Source organism: Bremerella cremea (genome assembly GCF_003335505.1).
Lineage (GTDB): Bacteria > Planctomycetota > Planctomycetia > Pirellulales > Pirellulaceae > Bremerella > Bremerella cremea_A.
On sequence record NZ_QPEX01000034.1, the window covers coordinates 153486 to 169533 of the forward strand.

The following is a 16048-nucleotide window of genomic DNA, read 5'->3' on the forward strand; positions in this document are numbered from 1 at the left end:
TAGAGGAACGCTGTGGTAATTGCGGAGATTACGCAATGCGGCCTGCCTGGCAGCTGTAGGGATGAACGGGGTTAATCAGGCAGATTTCGGGCGAAAACCGTTTGGCCGGAGAAAGCGAAGTTATGAAAATTCGCAATAACCCCACTGACCATGATTTTCGTCAACACCAACCTTCATTGCTTCGGGTTTCCACTGAAGTTTTTCTGCGAGGGCTACTAAGAGGCGTTCGCCGATCCATTCGGCGAGCAACTCGGTTGTCGTGTTGGGAATATCCAGCAGTACGCATTCTGTTCGCGGGAAAACCCAGCGGCGGTCTTCGTACGAGGCGGTGACTTCCTTCTCGTCCATCACCAGTTTGATGCTCGGATGCCGTGTAGGAAGCAGCATGCGGTGATCCAGGCCGTTGACAATCGCCTGGAGCGAGTCCCGCAAGGCAATAAAATCGACCACGTAATGGTTTTCGTCCAAGGGGCCGTGCAGTTCGACTTCGACCCGATAGTTGTGCCCGTGGATTCGCTCGCAGATATTACCGCCGAAGGTGATAAAGTGCCCAGCGCTGAAGACGAGGTGGTCCTTGGTCAAGCGAACCCAATGGCGTTTTCTCATGGTCGGTTCTCGTCGGCCTTTCGCTTAGGCAAATGGGGGGGCAATCAATTTCTGCTGTAGGCAGACCAGCAACCCGGCGGCAATCATGTCGGCGGTTGTGCCGGGGTTACGCTTGTGTTCGTGGCAGCGTAACCAGAAATCGAGATTTGATAGTTGTTCGAGATAGTCTTCGCTAAACGGCGGGCCGGCGTCCAGCACTCGCTGGGCGATCATGCTGCTTTGCAGGGCCAGCTCTGGACCGTTTTTCCGCGCGATCAGCGTATCCGGGAAGGCCGCCATGAGGGCCACATGGGCATGCACGATGCGTTGACTGAGGCTTCGCGAAGCTCGGGCCGGATCGGTAAGCAGCGGCACCACGGTATCGAACAAGTCTGCAAAGCCGGACACATACTGCCTGGCAATGAAGTCGCGATCAGCGGCTAGATGCATTGCTTCCAAAATGTGGGGGGGGGCCTGCCCGGCAATATCGTGCTCGTCGGTTGGTTGCATGCCGCCGGGGTTGGCCAGGCGAATCGCTTCGTAAATGTCCTGAGCATCTTTGGCGGTCGAGCGTTCGACAACCAAGCGGGCGGCAATCTGCAGATCTTCTTCCGGCGAAGCCATGGCCAAAGGGGCGAACAGCAAGAGCATGCCTAGGTTAGTATTGGTGCGGCAGACGTGAGAAGTGGCTTGGACACTCCGCAAAATCAACTTGCCCAGCGATAAGCTTTCTGCTTGATCGAAGACTGGGCCGATTGCGATGGCGCTGGCTAAGAAATCTTGCAGCGTGACGTCCTCGAAATCGGCTCCGCGATGGACATTGCCTGGCTTGGGCGCGCAGACTTCCAAGGTACAAGCCAACGTTGCCCATTGACCGAGCGATAACTCCCCTGCCCTGCTCATTGCGGCGTTCCGACTTGGTGGGATGTCGATTCGGTTTGCAGGAAGTCACGAAGGATCGGTTGGATCTTTTCGATTGCGTCTTCCACGACATAGTGGCCGGCGTCGTCGAAGAGGGTTGTTTGAGCGTCGGGCCAAATCTGCTGAAAGCGTTCCAAGCACTCCAAGCGGAAGCACCAGTCTTTGCTTCCCCAGATCAATTGAATGGGCAGATGTGCAAGGGTGGGGAGTTGCTTCTCGATTTCTTCGAGCACCGCATACGTAGGGTGACTACGAGAAAGAGGGATATCTTGCACAAATCGAGCGGTGGCAATGCGATTGTGATAGTTGTCGTACGGAGCGATCAAGCCAGCACAAACTTCCGGGGTAAATCGTTCGGGCTTCTCGGTTGCCATGCTCAACGCGGGCCGAGCGAACGCATTGAACTGGCGTACGATCCAAGGGCCGAGCAGCGGAATGCGACAGACCCGAATTCGTAGCGGACAGAAAGGGGGAGGAAACGCGGCCGTGTTGAACAAAACCAGGCGTTTGAAACGGTCTGGCCGGGCGAGCGCCGCCCCCAAGCCAATCGCCCCGCCCCAGTCATGAGCCAGCAACGTGATATCGTGCAGGTCAAGCGTGTCGATCAATGTCACCAGGTTTTCGATGTGGCGAGCCAAGCGGTACTCGTAGTCCTGCGGCTTGTCGCTCAGCCCGCAGCCAATGTGATCGACGGCGATGGTGCGGTAGTTGTCGCGAAACTCGGTGATAATGTTCCGCCAATAGAAAGACCACGTCGGGTTGCCATGTACCATCAATAGCGGTTGCCCGCTCCCCTCGTCAACGTAGTGATACCGTGCCTCAGGCAAGGTTAGGTAATGCGACGGAAAAGGGTATAGCTTGCGCCAGTTGGCCGACGGTGTCATGGTATGGCTGGGTCTCGCAAAAGGATCGAAACCCTTAGTTTACCGGTTTGAACCTGTTTCACTAGACGCCTTATTCTCCTTCTTCTTGGGAGGAACTTCGGTTGTCTGTTCGGGGGTTATAAGAATGAGGGCATTGTGCGGGAACTGGTCTTGGGAACGGATGCCGTTTTTCCGTGGCTGGCTGTGTTATTGATCAATAGGCTTGGATGTTCGCGGGCGAATTTCGATTTGTCTCTTGATATTTCTTCGTTGTGCGTAGTAGATTGCGGACTCGAACGGCTGCATCCTTCGGATTTTCGGGCAGCAGCGTTCTATCGAATGTACGAGTGGACCCCAGCCAGATTTCGATACGCAAGATAGCGAGCTTAGACCAACAAATGAAATGGGTATTCTCATCAATCGTAATCTGCCTGTTCGTCCTGCTGTGTACTGCTAGACAAGCAGACGCAGGCATTATCCTTTCGGATAACTTCGATTCAGGCATCAACCCGGCAACGTTTTCTGCTTATCAGAACGCTCAATCCGTTGGAGATGGCCTGCAAGGGTTTCTGTCTGGCAATGCGTTGCATTTTGGAAAAGTGAATGATTTAGAGCGTTTTGCAACCACAAGTTCCTTGGACGTTTCCACGGGGGGAACGATCTCGTTTGATTTTCGCGGGGGAAACGAGAATGTCGACGGGGCCGAGTACTGGGAAAATAGCGAATCGATGAGCGAATGGATGGAGCTTTCGTATTCGATCGATGGTGGGGCGAATTTTGTTCTGCTTGACTCCCTTAGCACGCAAGCGAACATTGGCCAAGATCCAACCGTTTGGGAGCACTTTGACTTCTTGATTCCCGTAGACGCTCAAACCGCCAACACGCAGTTCCAATTTCGCCAACAATCGTCGGACGGGCAAGGCTTCGATTTGTGGGCGATCGATAACTTGGTGGTAACCAACAATGTCGTCACCGCTGTCCCAGAGCCTACTTCGTTGGCTTTGTTCGGAATTGGCGCGGGCTTGGTAGGGATGGGGGCGGTTCGTCGCCGGAGGAAGGCAGCGCTCGTTCGCCAGTGAACCTGGAACGCTACTGCCACTGAGCAGGATCTTGGCAATAATAATCGCGGAACTGCTGATAAAGTTCCGCATGTCGATGCGCCATCGCTTTGGGTTGCACGAAGAAGCATTCTGTGGCCACGGCAAAGAACTCGCCGATGTTGGTCGTGCCGTAGCAATCTAGCAGCGTTGGTAAGCCGTGGCTGCATTCCATCTGCAGTTGTTGGAACTCGCGTGGGATGACTTGGGCCCACTGTTGGTAACGCTCGGCACTGGGCAGCGGAGGCGTGCCGTCGACATCGCGACCGTTTTGCATGTCGAGCTGATGGGCGAACTCATGAAACACGAGATTGTGCCCGGCGGATTCCCGACGCCCACCGGCGTGGGCATCTGCCCAGGACAAAATTACCGGGCCCCGATACCAGGCTTCTCCTTCGCGATTCGATTCCCCTTCAAAGACGACTCCCCCTTTGGTGATTGTTTGATTCGGGGCGACGTACGCATCGGGATACACCAGCACCGATTGCACCAAATCGTAGTAGTTGTCCTCAAAGGCCAGCGTTAATAGGCAGGCCTGGGCCGCCACGGTGACGCGAACCTCATCGGTCATTTTCAAGCCGCCGCACCCTTCCCAATTCTTCTCGGCAACAAAGACTTGAATGTCGTTACAGAGCTTCGCTTGCTCGGCTTGGGTAAGGCAATGGAAGAAGGCGAAGTTCTCGCGCAAGATTTCCAGCCAGGCTGGCGAAAACGTCTCTTCGCGAAGCTGGCGTCGGCGCCGGTTTTTCAGCCACTTGAAAATCATCAAACGTTCTCGGTGTCAGGCAAAGGTGATGGTCGTTTGCGGGAGCAAAATGAGTGGCTTGAATTTACTGCGGTGGAGGATCGCTGGCCACCGGCTGCAACTCTCGGGCTTGGAAAGCAAATCCGATGGCAAACAAAACCAAAAAGACGACGACTTCAATCATCGGAGCCGCAACAAACGCTGCCACAATTGCCCCGGCACCCACTAAGCATGATAGGGCAATGATGGCCCAGTCCATGACCAACGCGGCCACGACGGCACCCAGAATGCCACCAATGATCAGCCATAGCATCGGTTCGGTATTGGGAATCAGCGAAGGGCCGAACGAGAGGGCCAAGTAGCCGCCTGCGTAAAATCCACCCAGGGCGAACGCGACACGTTGAGCGATCACGGCCAAAATCGCCCCCAGCAAGCCGGCCCCCACCGCCACAATCAGGCGAATAATCGCGGTTTGATCTGCTAAAAAGACTTCGGCCAGTTGCAGCCCGACCAAAAAACCCGCGATACCGACAAACAGCCAATACAGTTTTCGGCCAAAAAAGAGCAGGATCGCCCCTAAGATTGCGTTAAAAATCGCCATGCTTGGTTTCTCCGCAGCGAAGGAAGCCTCGCGTTTGGCCCGTTCAGGCGTGTACGGCAAGGCAAGTCGTTTGGGGAAAGGATTCGTTATTCTTGGCCCCAGGTCAAATTGTTGCATCCGGGCAAACCGAGTCCATGGAAGCCAAACCGGCAGAGAAAACGGGCCAGAAGTACACCAACTAGCCACCAATAAAATGGCCAGGGCTCGTTTGTTAAGAAGCCCTGGCCATGTCGATCTAGTCGTTTGTTGGGGGGAGTTCCCCTGATTAATAGTTATACGTCAGTTGGAAGTAGCCCCCGTGCAGAATCAGATCGCCGTTGACTTTTACATCTTGCACGTCCTGAATGCCGCGTAGATCGTGGTAGAGCTGATTCGATGGCAAGGCCAAGCCGCTGACGCCGATCGCGCGATAACCACCACCAATTTGCCAGTTGCGAGTCGGACGGAACATCAGCCCAAGGTCCAACTCACCCATGAAGGCCAAGTTGGTTTTGTGACCGGAAATGTTAAACACCTGACCGTTGTTCGGTCCGTTGTTCACCACGGCATCGCCTGCGGCCCCACCGATTCGCGAGTGATGGTAGACATCGTTGGCAAAGAGACCGCCCAAGATTCTCGTCGTCAAGGACCAGCGTTGCGAGAAGCGATACTCTTGTCGTCCACCTAGCTGAAAACCATACAAGCGATTGTCGACTTTGATGTTGTAGTGGATTTCGTCCGGCGAGCCAGTGAAAACGGTATCGACCGTGTCGGCCCCGAAATCGATTGTTTCGCCAAACCGGAAGACGCGGAAACCGGCGATGGTTTGAAATTGCCAGTTACCACAACCAGGCGGCACCAGGTAAGAGTTCCAGTTCATTTCGTAGTTCTGAAACTCGAAGCTGCGCTGAATCCGGTGGACCATTGCATCGTTGACGAACGCACTTGCTGCTCCGCCGTTGTAGTCGAGCTGATCCCAGTTGTAGATGCCGTTCAGATCTCCGACGACGTCCGAGCCCAGCAGCGAGTAGCTTTGCGAGTTCGGCATCAACCCCCAGAAGACAAACTCGAGCGAGGATTGTCCGCAGCAGAAGTATCGCCCTAGCCGAGCCTCGACACCTCCGGCGACCGAGAACGCGGCGTCTCGATTGGTAACCAGCTGAACGGCTTCGTTCCCGGTGGCATAGCTGAAGGGAAGGAAGTTCTCTTTGTCGCGGGTCATCACCAGGCCGCCAGCCGAAGCGAACCAACCAGTGCGCGAAGTACACGGGGCGCATAGCTCAGGGCCACAGTTGCCCGTCGTGCAGTCACCTCCGGAAAAGAAAGAATTATCTGCCTGCGTCAAAGGAAACGGGTTCAGCGGATCGTATTGCGGCGCGGCGGTAGGTGTGCCTGGGGGAAGTGTTTCCGAGGCCGACTCAGGCTTGTACGATGCCCACGAAGCGTTCGCTGCCGGAGCGAAATACTCTGGGCTGCGACTCGAATTAGGGGCCGGCTGTTGATAATGAGTCGGTGAAAACGTTTGGGCCTGGGCAAGGCCATTCACGGTACTAAGGGCCAGCGCAATGAGCGTGGTCCAACAAAATGAGATTTTCATACGGCATGCGCTTCCCTGCAAAGGTAGGTGACTTGGAATTCCTGGTCGACGTGGGTGACGTCACGAGGATTGCTCCTGGTCCTATTGGCAGTTCATCGGAAGGACTGCTGGCAACTCTAGCATGAATCGGCATGACTACGACAGATTTCCCCACCCTTGTTGCAGATGATCTATTCATCCGTTAAGAGTGGATCAGCCCCCATGGTTTTCGCTTACCGTACGACTACTCCGTTTGTTTTTTTTGTAAACGAACAGACGTGACAATTGCTAAGGTTTGCCTGGGTAGAAGTTCTTATCTAATGGGCTTCTCTGCCGCAGCACGCGCGAGGCGAACAATCGCCCCTTCAGACGCCACGCCCAGAGCAACCCCGACGGTGTAGCAAACGAAGTCGCTCCCTAAGAAACCAAACCCCAGGACCAGACCGCCCAGCGTGGTCGCGCGAATCGCGTCGATCCACGGTGCGTGGTAAAGCTGGCTGACCTCCACGAGAAATGCCAGTGACAACGCGATTGCCCCGCGCGATAGAATCCGCCAGCCAGGCAGCAGCGTACTGACCACCAGGTACATCATCAACGCCCACAAGGTGTCTCCGCTGTACGCGCCGATAAACGCCGGCAGTTCCCCCCGAAAACGACGCGAAGCCAACCCAAGCATGACCACGAGAACTGCAAGGCCGAAATAGGCGAGTCGTTTCATGTTAGAGAAGAAATCTTACGGGGCGTTGGCTTGTTTGGCTCGTTTTTGCCAGAAGTCGCGGGCGCTGCGTTGTAGGTCAATGATTTCGTTACGTTGGTCACCGTCGGGCAGGTCGATGTTCATCGCTCGGCGGAAGACCCAATCGCGAAAGAACTCGCTGGCCGACTTGCTGATGCGGGGCTGGCCGTTCGCTTCGACGTAAAACGGCGCGGTCGTGGCGTATTGGTAATAGCCTGACTCTTGCGTCACAACACGCACGAGGAACCAGCCAGAGTCGGTGAATTCGACCGGCGGCAAAATGCCTTGGCGGTCTTTGTATTCCTCTAACGAGATCTCGACATCTTTTTCGCCGTTCTTAATCACTTCCAGGTAGATAATCGTTTGCCGCGTGGCGAGGCTAAGCGCGATTTGGAATTCGTTCTTTTCCCCAATGCGGATCGGAAAGACATGCCCCGGTAACTTGCCATCGACACTAGCTCGCAGCAAGGGACCGTTGGTAACGAATGTTTGCCCCGCATCAATCGCCTGCCACCAGGCGTCGGGCGTGAAGACACCATCGACGTGGGCGTAAACTCGATCGAGCCGCGAGGTCTGTTCTTCCGACACGGTGCCGTTCGCCGCCACCGGAGGAAGACGGATGCCGGTTTCCAAAAGCTTGAAATACATTTCGAGCGCAAGACGCGAGTTGCCGGTGACATCTCCCTTGCGAATCTTTTGCGCTTGCTCGGCCAAGGGATGCTTGGGGCCAAATTGATACGCTTCGATCTCGGGGCTGAGGATACAAACCGAATCTAACAGGTCTTCAGAGATCCACAGCGGAAGGTCTGGTTCCAGCGGACTGCGGGCGGTGACATGAGCGTTTTTTAAATCGGGCTGAAAGAACGTGGCGGCTGGGTATTCGTCGGAAAGTCGTTGCACTGGCAGAGGTTGTGCCAAACGAGCGAACCACAGCTTGCCCCCTGCCCGGTTGTCTTCGCCCCCTAGTTGCCACAGATAGCGGTCGCCGCCAAACGTGATCACCGGCGAGCCAATCGGCTTGCCGGCCCAGCGATTGAGTTGATTGTCCCAGGTAATATGGTTTCCGAAGACCAAATCGTCTGCCATCATAATGGTTTCCAAGTCGGCCGTTTCGCCAGCCATCGCCAGATTGCCTGGGTACCAGCCTTCTTGGGTCATGTCGATAAATTGCTTTAACTCGATGGTGCGGCTGTCGGAATCGCCTGAGTTGAGGATGAAATTGCCTTCCAGGAAGGGATATTCAGGACCAGCATCCAGGCGGAACTGATATTGCCCGGGACGGAGTTCCATCTTCAGACTGCCGGTAAAATAAGCCGATCCATTGATCATCAAGGCGCCTTTGATCCGTTTGGCTTTGCCGCGCGAATCCGTAATTCGGATTTTGGCGGCGCACGGCAGCTGGGTTTTGGCGTCGACCACGCGTAGCTCGTAATTGGCCGAGGCGGCCATTACCGGCGAAGTAACGGCAAGTGTGGCTGCCAAGAGCAAGCAAGCCAGCAAGCGAGCGAATAGGTGAGAATGCGGCATGATGGCGCAGGTGTTCCGATAAGATGTTTGCAATTACCAAAAGCGGAATAATCGGACCGCTCCACTTTTTACGGCTTCAAAGTATAGAATAGCTTGCAGTAGCAACGATCCGAGGGACGAAAATGGATATCTCGGACAAACGTTACGTGTCGGAAGTTGTTTTCAGATAACGAATTAGACGAAAACCAATAAGTTCATGGCTGACGATTACTATCAAATCTTGGGAGTCAAGCGTTCCGCAACCCCGGAAGAGATCCGCAAGGCGTACAAAAAACTGGCCCAGAAGCATCACCCCGACCTCAACCCGGACGACAAGAATGCTCAGGCCAAGTTTAAAGAGATTCAAAACGCCTACGACGTGATCGGCGACGCGGAGAAGCGGAAGAAGTACGACCAATTTGGCAGCAACTTCGAAAACATGGGAGCTGGTCCCGGTCCCGGCCCCGGACCTGGCGGTTTCCATCAATACCGCTCGGCGGGAGGTGGCCCCGGACCTGGCGGCCAGCAATTTGAATTCGACCTGGGCGACCTCTTCGGTGGTGGAGGAGGCGGCCAAGGTTTCTCGGATATCTTCGGCTTTGGCGGCGGAGGAGGCGGTGCCGGTGGCGGTTCGCGGCGGCGGCATGCCCAACCGATGCGGGGGCACGATATCCAGCACGACACCAGCGTCTCCTTCAAGCAAGCGATGGAAGGGGGCGAGATCAACCTGAACGTCCGTCGGCCTAACGGCGAGATGGACCGGCTGACCGCCAAAATTCCTCCGGGGATCGAAGATGGCAAGAAGATTCGTCTCCGTGGCCAAGGCGACCCCGGCCCAGGGGGCGGACCGAATGGGGATTTGTTGATTCGGATCCATGTCGAGTCCCACAAATACTTCAAACGGAACGGCAAAGACCTGGAAGTCCAAGTTCCCGTGACGTTGGCTGAGGCCATGCTAGGCGGCTCGGTCGATGTTCCTACACCAGGGGGAACGGTCACCATGAAGATTCCGCCAGGCAGTTCCAGCGGACGCCGCCTCCGGGTGCGTGGCCAAGGCGTGCCCAGCAGCAAGGGAGACGCGGGCGACCTCTATGTGGTGCTGCAAGTCACCGTGCCAGAGCACCCTTCGGACGAACTGAAGGCCGCTGTGCAGAGCTTTGCCGACAGCCACCCGGACGAGAACCCGCGCAAAGACCTGCGGTGGTAACCTAAAGGTGCAGCGTGGCCGATAACTCTCAGCGATTTCCGGCGACTGTTCGTTTGAAGAAACCAAGCGAGTTCGACACCGTTTTTACGCGTCGCTCGTCGGCTGGCAACGGTTGGCTGGTCGTTTATGCCGCGCGAAACGATGCCCAGCAAGCGCGGATCGGGTTGGTGGTTTCCAAAAAGAAAATCGGCAACGCGGTACAGCGAAACCGGTGGAAGCGTCGCCTCCGCGAGGCCTTTCGGTTGAACCGCCAAAAGCTGCCGTTCGGTTTCGATTTGGTGGTGCTGCCCCAATCGAAGCAGCACCCGTCGTTCGCAGCACTGGAAAGCGGACTGGTGCAACTTGCCCATCGTGCTGCCCGCAAATGGAAGCGTAACCATGCCAGCACCGACAAGCCCGCGCCTGGGAACGATCAGCGATGAAGTTCCTGTACGCGGCCGGCCAGGCCTTGCTGGCAGAAACCATGATTTTTTTGGTTCGCTGCTACCAATACACACTTAGCCCGATAGTAGGGCAGCAGTGTCGTTTTCACCCGACTTGCAGCCACTACTTCATCCGGGCGGTTCGCAAATACGGCCCAATTTCAGGGGCTTTGCGTGGTGCGTGGCGAATTTTGCGCTGCAATCCTTTCTGCCGCAGTGGCTTTGATCCGCCGTAAGATCAAGCAGGTCAAGAAATTGCTATTGATCGTGCTATCAGATTTGCCTACTGTTTCGACCGATCTGGTTACGAGGCAAAGGAGTTCCTCGAACCGCACCGGTACATCTTCGGCGGATCAACAACCCAATGCCACGGCACGGACGCTCGAACACGGCTCGCATTCTTGTTGCCTGTCTTTTAATAGCAGGACAGATTTCCACGCTTGGCTGCATAGCCCCGTGGACCAGCAACGATCCGAAAGAGGTCGAACCTTCTCACGATTGGGACAAGGTAGAGACCGTTGGTGACTTGACAGGAGTCGTCGGGATGAACTCGGCGATTATCAAGGCGATTACGCTGGTAACTACCTTAAAAGGAACCGGCAGCGATCCTCCTCCTGGGGAAGCTCGCAACTTGGTTCTCGGCGAGATGCGAACCCGTCAGATCGATAATCCCAGCCAGTGGTTAGGCTCGCCTAACACGGCGGTTGTCTTTGCGGAAGCGATTATTCCTCCTGGTGCCCGCAAAGGGGATATTGTGGACGTTCGTGTGGTCGTGCCACCAGAGACCGATACAACCAGCTTAGAAAGTGGTTACATGCCGGAAACCCGCTTGGGCGATATGGCAATGCTGGGTGGCAAGATGCGAAAAGGGCGTGATATCGCCAGGGCTTCTGGCCCGATCGTGCTCGATAGTGTGATTGATGGAACGGTAACCGAGGCCAACCAAAAACGTGGCAACATTTTGGGTGGTGCTCGTCTCGTCGAAGAACGTCCTCTGGGCTTAGGCTTGGTGAAAGATCACGTTTCGATTGCGGCGAGTAGCCGAGTTGGGGCCGTGATCAACAAACGGTTCTACATGTACCTGGACGGCTCGAAGCAAGGAGTCGCCAATCCACAGTCCGACAAATACATCGAACTAGCCGTTCATCCCCGCTACAAAGATAACATCTCGCGCTACATGCGAGTCATTCGCTACATCCCTATTGCGATGACCACCCCTGCCCGTCTCGAGTATATCGCTGAGGCGGAGAAGTTGCTGTTGGATCAAGCCACGACCCAAGTCGGGGCAATGAAACTGGAAGCGGTCGGCAAAGAAGGGATCGAATCACTCAAAAAGGGACTCGATTCCGATCACGAACTGGTGCGATTTTGTTCGGCGGAAGCGTTGGCTTACCTGAACGATTCCGAGTGTATCGAGCCGCTGACCGAAGCGGCCCGGCGGAACAATGGTTTCCGCTATCGCGCTTTGCTCGCATTGGGGTCGTTTGACGACTTGGACGTGATCGATGCTATGGAAGGTTTGCTTAACGCCGAAAGTGCGGAAGCTCGGTACGGTGCGTTCGATCAGCTGAAGAAACGCTCGAACGAACTTCCTTCAATTGCGGGGATAACGCTGGCCAATGGTGTGCAATTGCACGCGATTCGTTCGATTGCTCCGGCGTTGGTTCACTTTCGTTTGAAAGACCGACCTGAAATTACCGTGTTTGGCAACGATGTCCGGCTCGAAGGGGATGTCATCTTCATCGGCCAGAATGGACTCACCATTCGCAGCAATGGGCATCGCAAGCTGAAAGTGATGCGATTCACCGCTGGCGAAGAGGAAGAGATTCGTGAGTGCTCGACCGATGTGGTCCAGCTGATCCGCGCGTTGACAGATTTGGATTGTCAGTACGGCGAAATCGTGCGTACGCTGTTCGGCCTGCGAAACGAAGGATACATGTCGGTACGTGTTGAAGTGAACGCGATGCCGCGACCAGACCGCAGCTACATCAAATCGGAAGAAGAGGACGCTGGCGAGCTTGAATCGAGCGAAATGCTAGCCGATAACTTCACCCAAACCGGAGATTCTGCCAAAACCGAAGAGTCTTCCGAGGTATCCACCTCCGCTGAAGGGGATGGCGCCTTGATCCCGACGTTCGATTAGAGGACTCTAGTGTGTTTGTACACGATGTTCCTTTAATTCGCCGCCCTTGCGGAGCCGACCATGCTGAAAGCCTTAGAGCTTCACGGCTTTAAGAGTTTTGCCGACAAGACTCGCCTGGAATTCCCGCAAGGAATCACGGTGGTTGTTGGTCCCAATGGTTCCGGCAAGTCGAACATTGTTGACGCGATCAAATGGGTTCTCGGCGAACAAAGTGCCAAGAGCCTGCGTGGCAAGGAAATGGCCGACGTCATCTTTAAGGGCTCGGCCGCCCATGGACGCAAACCGATGAACGCCGCCGAGGCGACCATTGTGTTTGACAATGCGGAAGGAACCTTGCCGATCGATGCCCCGGAGGTTCACGTCACGCGGCGTGTTTTCCGCAGTGGCGAAGGGGAATATCTAATCAACCGGCATCCCTGCCGCCTGCGCGATGTGAAAGACTTGTGCCGTGGTACCGGGATCGGCACCGACGCGTACAGCATCATCGAACAGGGGAAAGTCGATACCCTGCTGCAAGCTTCGCCGCGCGATCGCCGGGCAGTGTTCGAGGAAGCTGCCGGCATCAGCCGCTTCAAAGCCAAAAAACTGGAAACGCAGCGGCGGTTGGATCGTGTCGACCAAAATCTGGTTCGCCTGTCCGATATTGTGGAAGAGGTCGGCTCGCGTTATCGCAGCATCAAAGCTCAGGCCGGCAAAGCGCAGAAATATCGCGAATACACCGAACGGCTGAAGCTGCTGCGAACGGTTGTCGGGATGCAAGATTGGAACAGTCTTTCTACCCGCGTCGAACAATATTCCAGCGAACTGGAAGCCCTGCGGCAAGAACAAGCCGATGCCCAGCAAATCATCGCTCAAGCGGAAGCAGGCTTAGAAAGTGCCGAAGCGAAACTATTCGAGCTGCAATCGCTGCTGAGCCAGAAGGAAGAGCAGCACGCGAAGCTGGCTCAACGTTTGGCCACGATTCATTCCGCTGCCGGCATGCAGTTCCGAGCCTTGGAAGACCTGGAGCAGGAAGCCAAGGTGCAAGCCATCAACCTGGCTCGCAACTTCACTGCCCTGCGCACCCTGACCGCCGACCTGGCCGACGCGCGGCAGCATCTTTCCAAAGCGATGACGCAGCGCGATGTGGTCTCGGCAGATCTCGAAAGTGTCGAGGCCGCTACGCAGGAAGTTCAAGCCGAGATCGAAACCAAACGAGAACAAGGGGAAACCAATCGCCAGAAGCATCTGGAAATGCTGCGGCATGTCTCGACTTTGGACAACGCTCTGGGGGCGGTTAAGGCGCGAATTGAAAGCGACCGAAACCAACTGACCGCGATTGAACAAGCGATTGAGCGGGACGAGGCTCGCTTGGAAGAGCATCGCTCTGAACTGGGGAAGTTAACGGAAGACGAAGGAAGCCTGGTCGAGCACCTTTCGACCGCCCAGGCCGACGTGACCGACGCCAAGGGAGCCCTCCGCGTTAAAGAGCAGGAAGCGGCTGACATCCAAGCCGATCTCGATGCCCTGTCTCGCCGCCGCGCCGTGGCTGCCGAACGGGCTTCGGTTCTCGACGAACTAGAGCGGACCAGCGAAGGGGTCAACTCGGGGGTAAAAGAGATCCTTTCCCGGGCACGCGTCGAACGATTGCCGTTGTTTCAATCGGTGATTGGCCTGGTGGCCGACGTGGTGCGGGTCGACGTCGAATATGCCCGCATGATCGAAATTTCGTTGGCCGATGCCGCCCAGTTGGTGCTGCTGGAAAACGGCGATCTGTTGCAGCAAGTGTTAGAGCGGGAAGTGATCTTTCCGGGGCGGGTTGGCTTGCTCGATATCGAGTCGCTGCCGCAACCACAGAGCGAAGAGCCCGCCGGTCTGCGGCAGGAATCGGGCGTGCTAGGCAACGCACTCGACTTTGTGGAAGCAGAGGACGAGTTCCTGCCGGTCGCTGCGTTTTTGCTGAGTGATATCTGGTTCGTCGATAATGCCCGCTCGGCAATTGAACTAAAAAAACGGTATCCGCAGCGTTTGCGTTTTGTTACCCGCGATGGCGAGTTGTTAGAAGCAGATGGTCGCGTTTATGCCGGACCGACGACCAACGTCGGGGGCATCATTTCGCGACGAAGCGAACTGCGTGCCCTGCGTAACGAGGTCGAAAAGCTGGAACAGGCCTTCGAGAAAAAAGAAGCCCTCCTAAGCGATGAGCAGCAAACGATCGCCCAGCAGAAACAAGCCTTGGAAGACCTGGTCGGTCAGCAGCAGGAAGCCTCGTCGGTACTAACGGAACATCGCTTGGTGAAGCAGCGGCTGGAATCCCGCATTGCCGATGCCGATAGCGAACTGAAAAAACGGCTGGAACAACGGGAAACGATTGAAACTCGGATCGAGAGCGACGAGAAGCAACTCGCCGAACAGGAAATCGAGTTGGCCGCCACGCGCGAAGCGATTTCCCAGTTGGAAGTCGAAAGCGAAAGCCTCACCCAAACGCTGGGCGAACTGGAAGCGAGCCTGAGCGATAGCCGCGGGCAGATTACTGGTTTGAAGGTGGAACTGGCCCGGGCCGAACAGCAGGTCGAATCGCATGAGGCAAGCAGCCAGCGTCTGCAAGAGAACCTTGCCGAACGGAGCGCGGCCCTGACCGACGTTCGCCAGGCCATCGCCCAGAATGCCACCAAGATTCAAAACCAGCAGCTCGAAATCTTACGCGGGACCAGCGAGTACGCGTCGGCGATGCTCAAGCTGGCCGAGTCGAACGACGCCCTGGCCGCTGATCGCGCTAACCGCAAACATTTAGAAAAAGCCAAATCAGAAAACACCTCGAAACTGGTCGAAGCCCGCCAGCGGCAACGGACCGTCGACGATCAATTGCACCGTAAAGAGCTTTCGTTTACCGACCTGCGGCACGAGCGAAGCACGCTTGAACGTCGCTTGCGAGACGACTACGCGATCGAGATTTCGGAAGTAGAACTCGATTTGGATGCGGTCGAACTGCCTGGCGACCGGGCTGCGGTCGACGAAGAAATCGCCGACCTGCGGCGTAAGATCAGCAACATCGGTTCGGTCAACATGCAGGCCTTGCAAGAGCTAGACGAGTTTCAAACCCGCTTTGAACAACTCGACGGCCAATTGAAAGACTTGACGGAAGCGAAAGAGTCGCTCGAAAAGATTATCAGCAAGATCAACGTCGACAGCCGCCGTTTGTTCGAGGAAACGCTGGAAACTGTTCGGAGCAACTTTCAGGTTATGTTCCGCCGCGTGTTTGGGGGTGGTTCGGCGGATATTATTGTGGAAGAAGGGGTCGACATTCTGGAAGCGGGGATCGACGTGATCGCCACGCCGCCTGGGAAAAGCTCGCTCAATATCTCGCTACTTTCTGGTGGCGAGCGGGCCCTGACGGCGGTGACGTTGCTGCTGGCTATCTTCCAGTTCCGCCCTAGTCCGTTTTGTATTCTGGACGAAGTCGACGGCCCGCTCGACGAAGCCAACATCGGTCGTTTCGTCGACGTGTTGAACGGCTTTCTCGACTGGACGCGGTTTGTGATCGTGAGTCACTCGAAAGCAACCATGTCAGCCGCCACGACCCTGCACGGTGTAACGATGCAAGAGTCTGGCATCTCGAAACGAGTCAGCGTTCGCTTCGACGACGTAAACGAAACGGGCGACGGCGATGTCTCGGTCGCGTAGCGTT

At 55.9% G+C, this 16048-nt stretch carries 14 protein-coding genes; 6 read left to right on the forward strand and 8 right to left on the reverse strand.

The genetic code is table 11. From position 1 onward, the window contains the following. Positions 1–120: 120 nt before the first annotated feature. Genes DTL42_RS17555 through DTL42_RS17565 form a run of 3 tightly spaced genes read right to left on the reverse strand, consistent with a single transcriptional unit; the run spans position 121 to position 2390 of the window. Positions 121–606, reverse strand: coding sequence for a 6-pyruvoyl trahydropterin synthase family protein (locus DTL42_RS17555; protein ID WP_114370350.1), 486 nt, complete (start codon positions 604–606; stop codon positions 121–123). A 24-nt stretch (positions 607–630) separates the two neighbouring features. Beyond that, the gene (locus DTL42_RS17560; protein ID WP_114370353.1) at positions 631–1488 is read right to left on the reverse strand and encodes a triphosphoribosyl-dephospho-CoA synthase; all 858 of its coding nucleotides are present in this window, start codon (positions 1486–1488) and stop codon (positions 631–633) included. Then, positions 1485–2390: an alpha/beta fold hydrolase gene (locus DTL42_RS17565; protein ID WP_114370355.1), complete on the reverse strand. Its 906-nt coding sequence runs from the start codon at positions 2388–2390 to the stop codon at positions 1485–1487. Before DTL42_RS17565 ends, DTL42_RS17560 begins: the two co-directional genes overlap by 4 nt. 377 nt (positions 2391–2767) lie before the next feature. On the opposite strand from DTL42_RS17565, the gene DTL42_RS17570 reads away from it, so the two are divergent. Further along, a complete protein-coding gene (locus DTL42_RS17570) occupies positions 2768–3448 on the forward strand; it encodes a PEP-CTERM sorting domain-containing protein (RefSeq protein ID WP_147274323.1) in 681 nt (226 codons plus the stop codon). A gap of 10 nt (positions 3449–3458) precedes the next feature. Here the strand turns inward: DTL42_RS17570 and DTL42_RS17575 are convergent, their stop codons facing one another. The 5 genes from DTL42_RS17575 to DTL42_RS17595 all read right to left on the reverse strand — a co-directional run bounded on the left by DTL42_RS17575 (position 3459) and on the right by DTL42_RS17595 (position 8630). Further along, on the reverse strand, positions 3459–4232 hold the full coding sequence (locus tag DTL42_RS17575) for a zinc-dependent peptidase (RefSeq protein WP_114370358.1): 774 nt from the start codon (positions 4230–4232) through the stop codon (positions 3459–3461). Positions 4233–4296: 64 nt separating this feature from the next. Further along, entirely contained in the window at positions 4297–4929 is a 633-nt protein-coding gene (locus DTL42_RS17580) for a DUF4203 domain-containing protein (RefSeq protein WP_114370360.1), read from the reverse strand. A 148-nt stretch (positions 4930–5077) separates the two neighbouring features. After that, the gene (locus DTL42_RS17585) at positions 5078–6388 is read right to left on the reverse strand and encodes a BBP7 family outer membrane beta-barrel protein (protein ID WP_114370361.1); all 1311 of its coding nucleotides are present in this window, start codon (positions 6386–6388) and stop codon (positions 5078–5080) included. A 292-nt stretch (positions 6389–6680) separates the two neighbouring features. Then, entirely contained in the window at positions 6681–7085 is a 405-nt protein-coding gene (locus tag DTL42_RS17590) for a DUF2809 domain-containing protein (protein ID WP_114370363.1), read from the reverse strand. Positions 7086–7100: 15 nt separating this feature from the next. After that, positions 7101–8630 (reverse strand): hypothetical protein, encoded by a 1530-nt coding sequence (locus tag DTL42_RS17595; RefSeq protein WP_114370365.1) that lies wholly within the window; start codon positions 8628–8630, stop codon positions 7101–7103. Between the two features lie 196 nt (positions 8631–8826). Between DTL42_RS17595 and DTL42_RS17600 the strand changes: the two genes are divergently transcribed. From DTL42_RS17600 to smc, 5 genes are all read left to right on the forward strand, one after another. Continuing rightward, positions 8827–9816 carry a DnaJ C-terminal domain-containing protein gene (locus DTL42_RS17600; protein WP_114370367.1) on the forward strand — a complete coding sequence of 330 codons (990 nt, stop codon included), beginning with the start codon at positions 8827–8829 and terminating at the stop codon, positions 9814–9816. A gap of 14 nt (positions 9817–9830) precedes the next feature. After that, positions 9831–10238: a ribonuclease P protein component gene (gene rnpA / locus DTL42_RS17605; RefSeq protein ID WP_114370369.1), complete on the forward strand. Its 408-nt coding sequence runs from the start codon at positions 9831–9833 to the stop codon at positions 10236–10238. Then, entirely contained in the window at positions 10235–10474 is a 240-nt protein-coding gene (gene yidD / locus DTL42_RS17610; protein ID WP_114370371.1) for a membrane protein insertion efficiency factor YidD, read from the forward strand. Before rnpA ends, yidD begins: the two co-directional genes overlap by 4 nt. 128 nt (positions 10475–10602) lie before the next feature. Then, positions 10603–12381 (forward strand): flagellar basal body P-ring protein FlgI, encoded by a 1779-nt coding sequence (locus tag DTL42_RS17615; protein WP_114370373.1) that lies wholly within the window; start codon positions 10603–10605, stop codon positions 12379–12381. Positions 12382–12441: 60 nt separating this feature from the next. Then, positions 12442–16044: a chromosome segregation protein SMC gene (gene smc / locus DTL42_RS17620; protein ID WP_114370376.1), complete on the forward strand. Its 3603-nt coding sequence runs from the start codon at positions 12442–12444 to the stop codon at positions 16042–16044. Positions 16045–16048 lie beyond the last annotated feature (4 nt).

Coding starts and splice junctions, on each gene's coding strand:
- DTL42_RS17615 (WP_114370373.1), top strand. CDS start 10,603: ATGCCACGGCACGGACGCTCGAACACGGCTCGCATTCTTGTTGCCTGT.
- DTL42_RS17560 (WP_114370353.1), bottom strand. CDS start 1,488: ATGAGCAGGGCAGGGGAGTTATCGCTCGGTCAATGGGCAACGTTGGCT.
- DTL42_RS17590 (WP_114370363.1), bottom strand. CDS start 7,085: ATGAAACGACTCGCCTATTTCGGCCTTGCAGTTCTCGTGGTCATGCTT.
- DTL42_RS17565 (WP_114370355.1), bottom strand. CDS start 2,390: ATGACACCGTCGGCCAACTGGCGCAAGCTATACCCTTTTCCGTCGCAT.
- DTL42_RS17575 (WP_114370358.1), bottom strand. CDS start 4,232: ATGATTTTCAAGTGGCTGAAAAACCGGCGCCGACGCCAGCTTCGCGAA.
- DTL42_RS17555 (WP_114370350.1), bottom strand. CDS start 606: ATGAGAAAACGCCATTGGGTTCGCTTGACCAAGGACCACCTCGTCTTC.
- DTL42_RS17595 (WP_114370365.1), bottom strand. CDS start 8,630: ATGCCGCATTCTCACCTATTCGCTCGCTTGCTGGCTTGCTTGCTCTTG.
- DTL42_RS17585 (WP_114370361.1), bottom strand. CDS start 6,388: ATGAAAATCTCATTTTGTTGGACCACGCTCATTGCGCTGGCCCTTAGT.
- DTL42_RS17600 (WP_114370367.1), top strand. CDS start 8,827: ATGGCTGACGATTACTATCAAATCTTGGGAGTCAAGCGTTCCGCAACC.
- DTL42_RS17580 (WP_114370360.1), bottom strand. CDS start 4,929: ATGCAACAATTTGACCTGGGGCCAAGAATAACGAATCCTTTCCCCAAA.
- yidD (WP_114370371.1), top strand. CDS start 10,235: ATGAAGTTCCTGTACGCGGCCGGCCAGGCCTTGCTGGCAGAAACCATG.
- DTL42_RS17570 (WP_147274323.1), top strand. CDS start 2,768: ATGAAATGGGTATTCTCATCAATCGTAATCTGCCTGTTCGTCCTGCTG.
- smc (WP_114370376.1), top strand. CDS start 12,442: ATGCTGAAAGCCTTAGAGCTTCACGGCTTTAAGAGTTTTGCCGACAAG.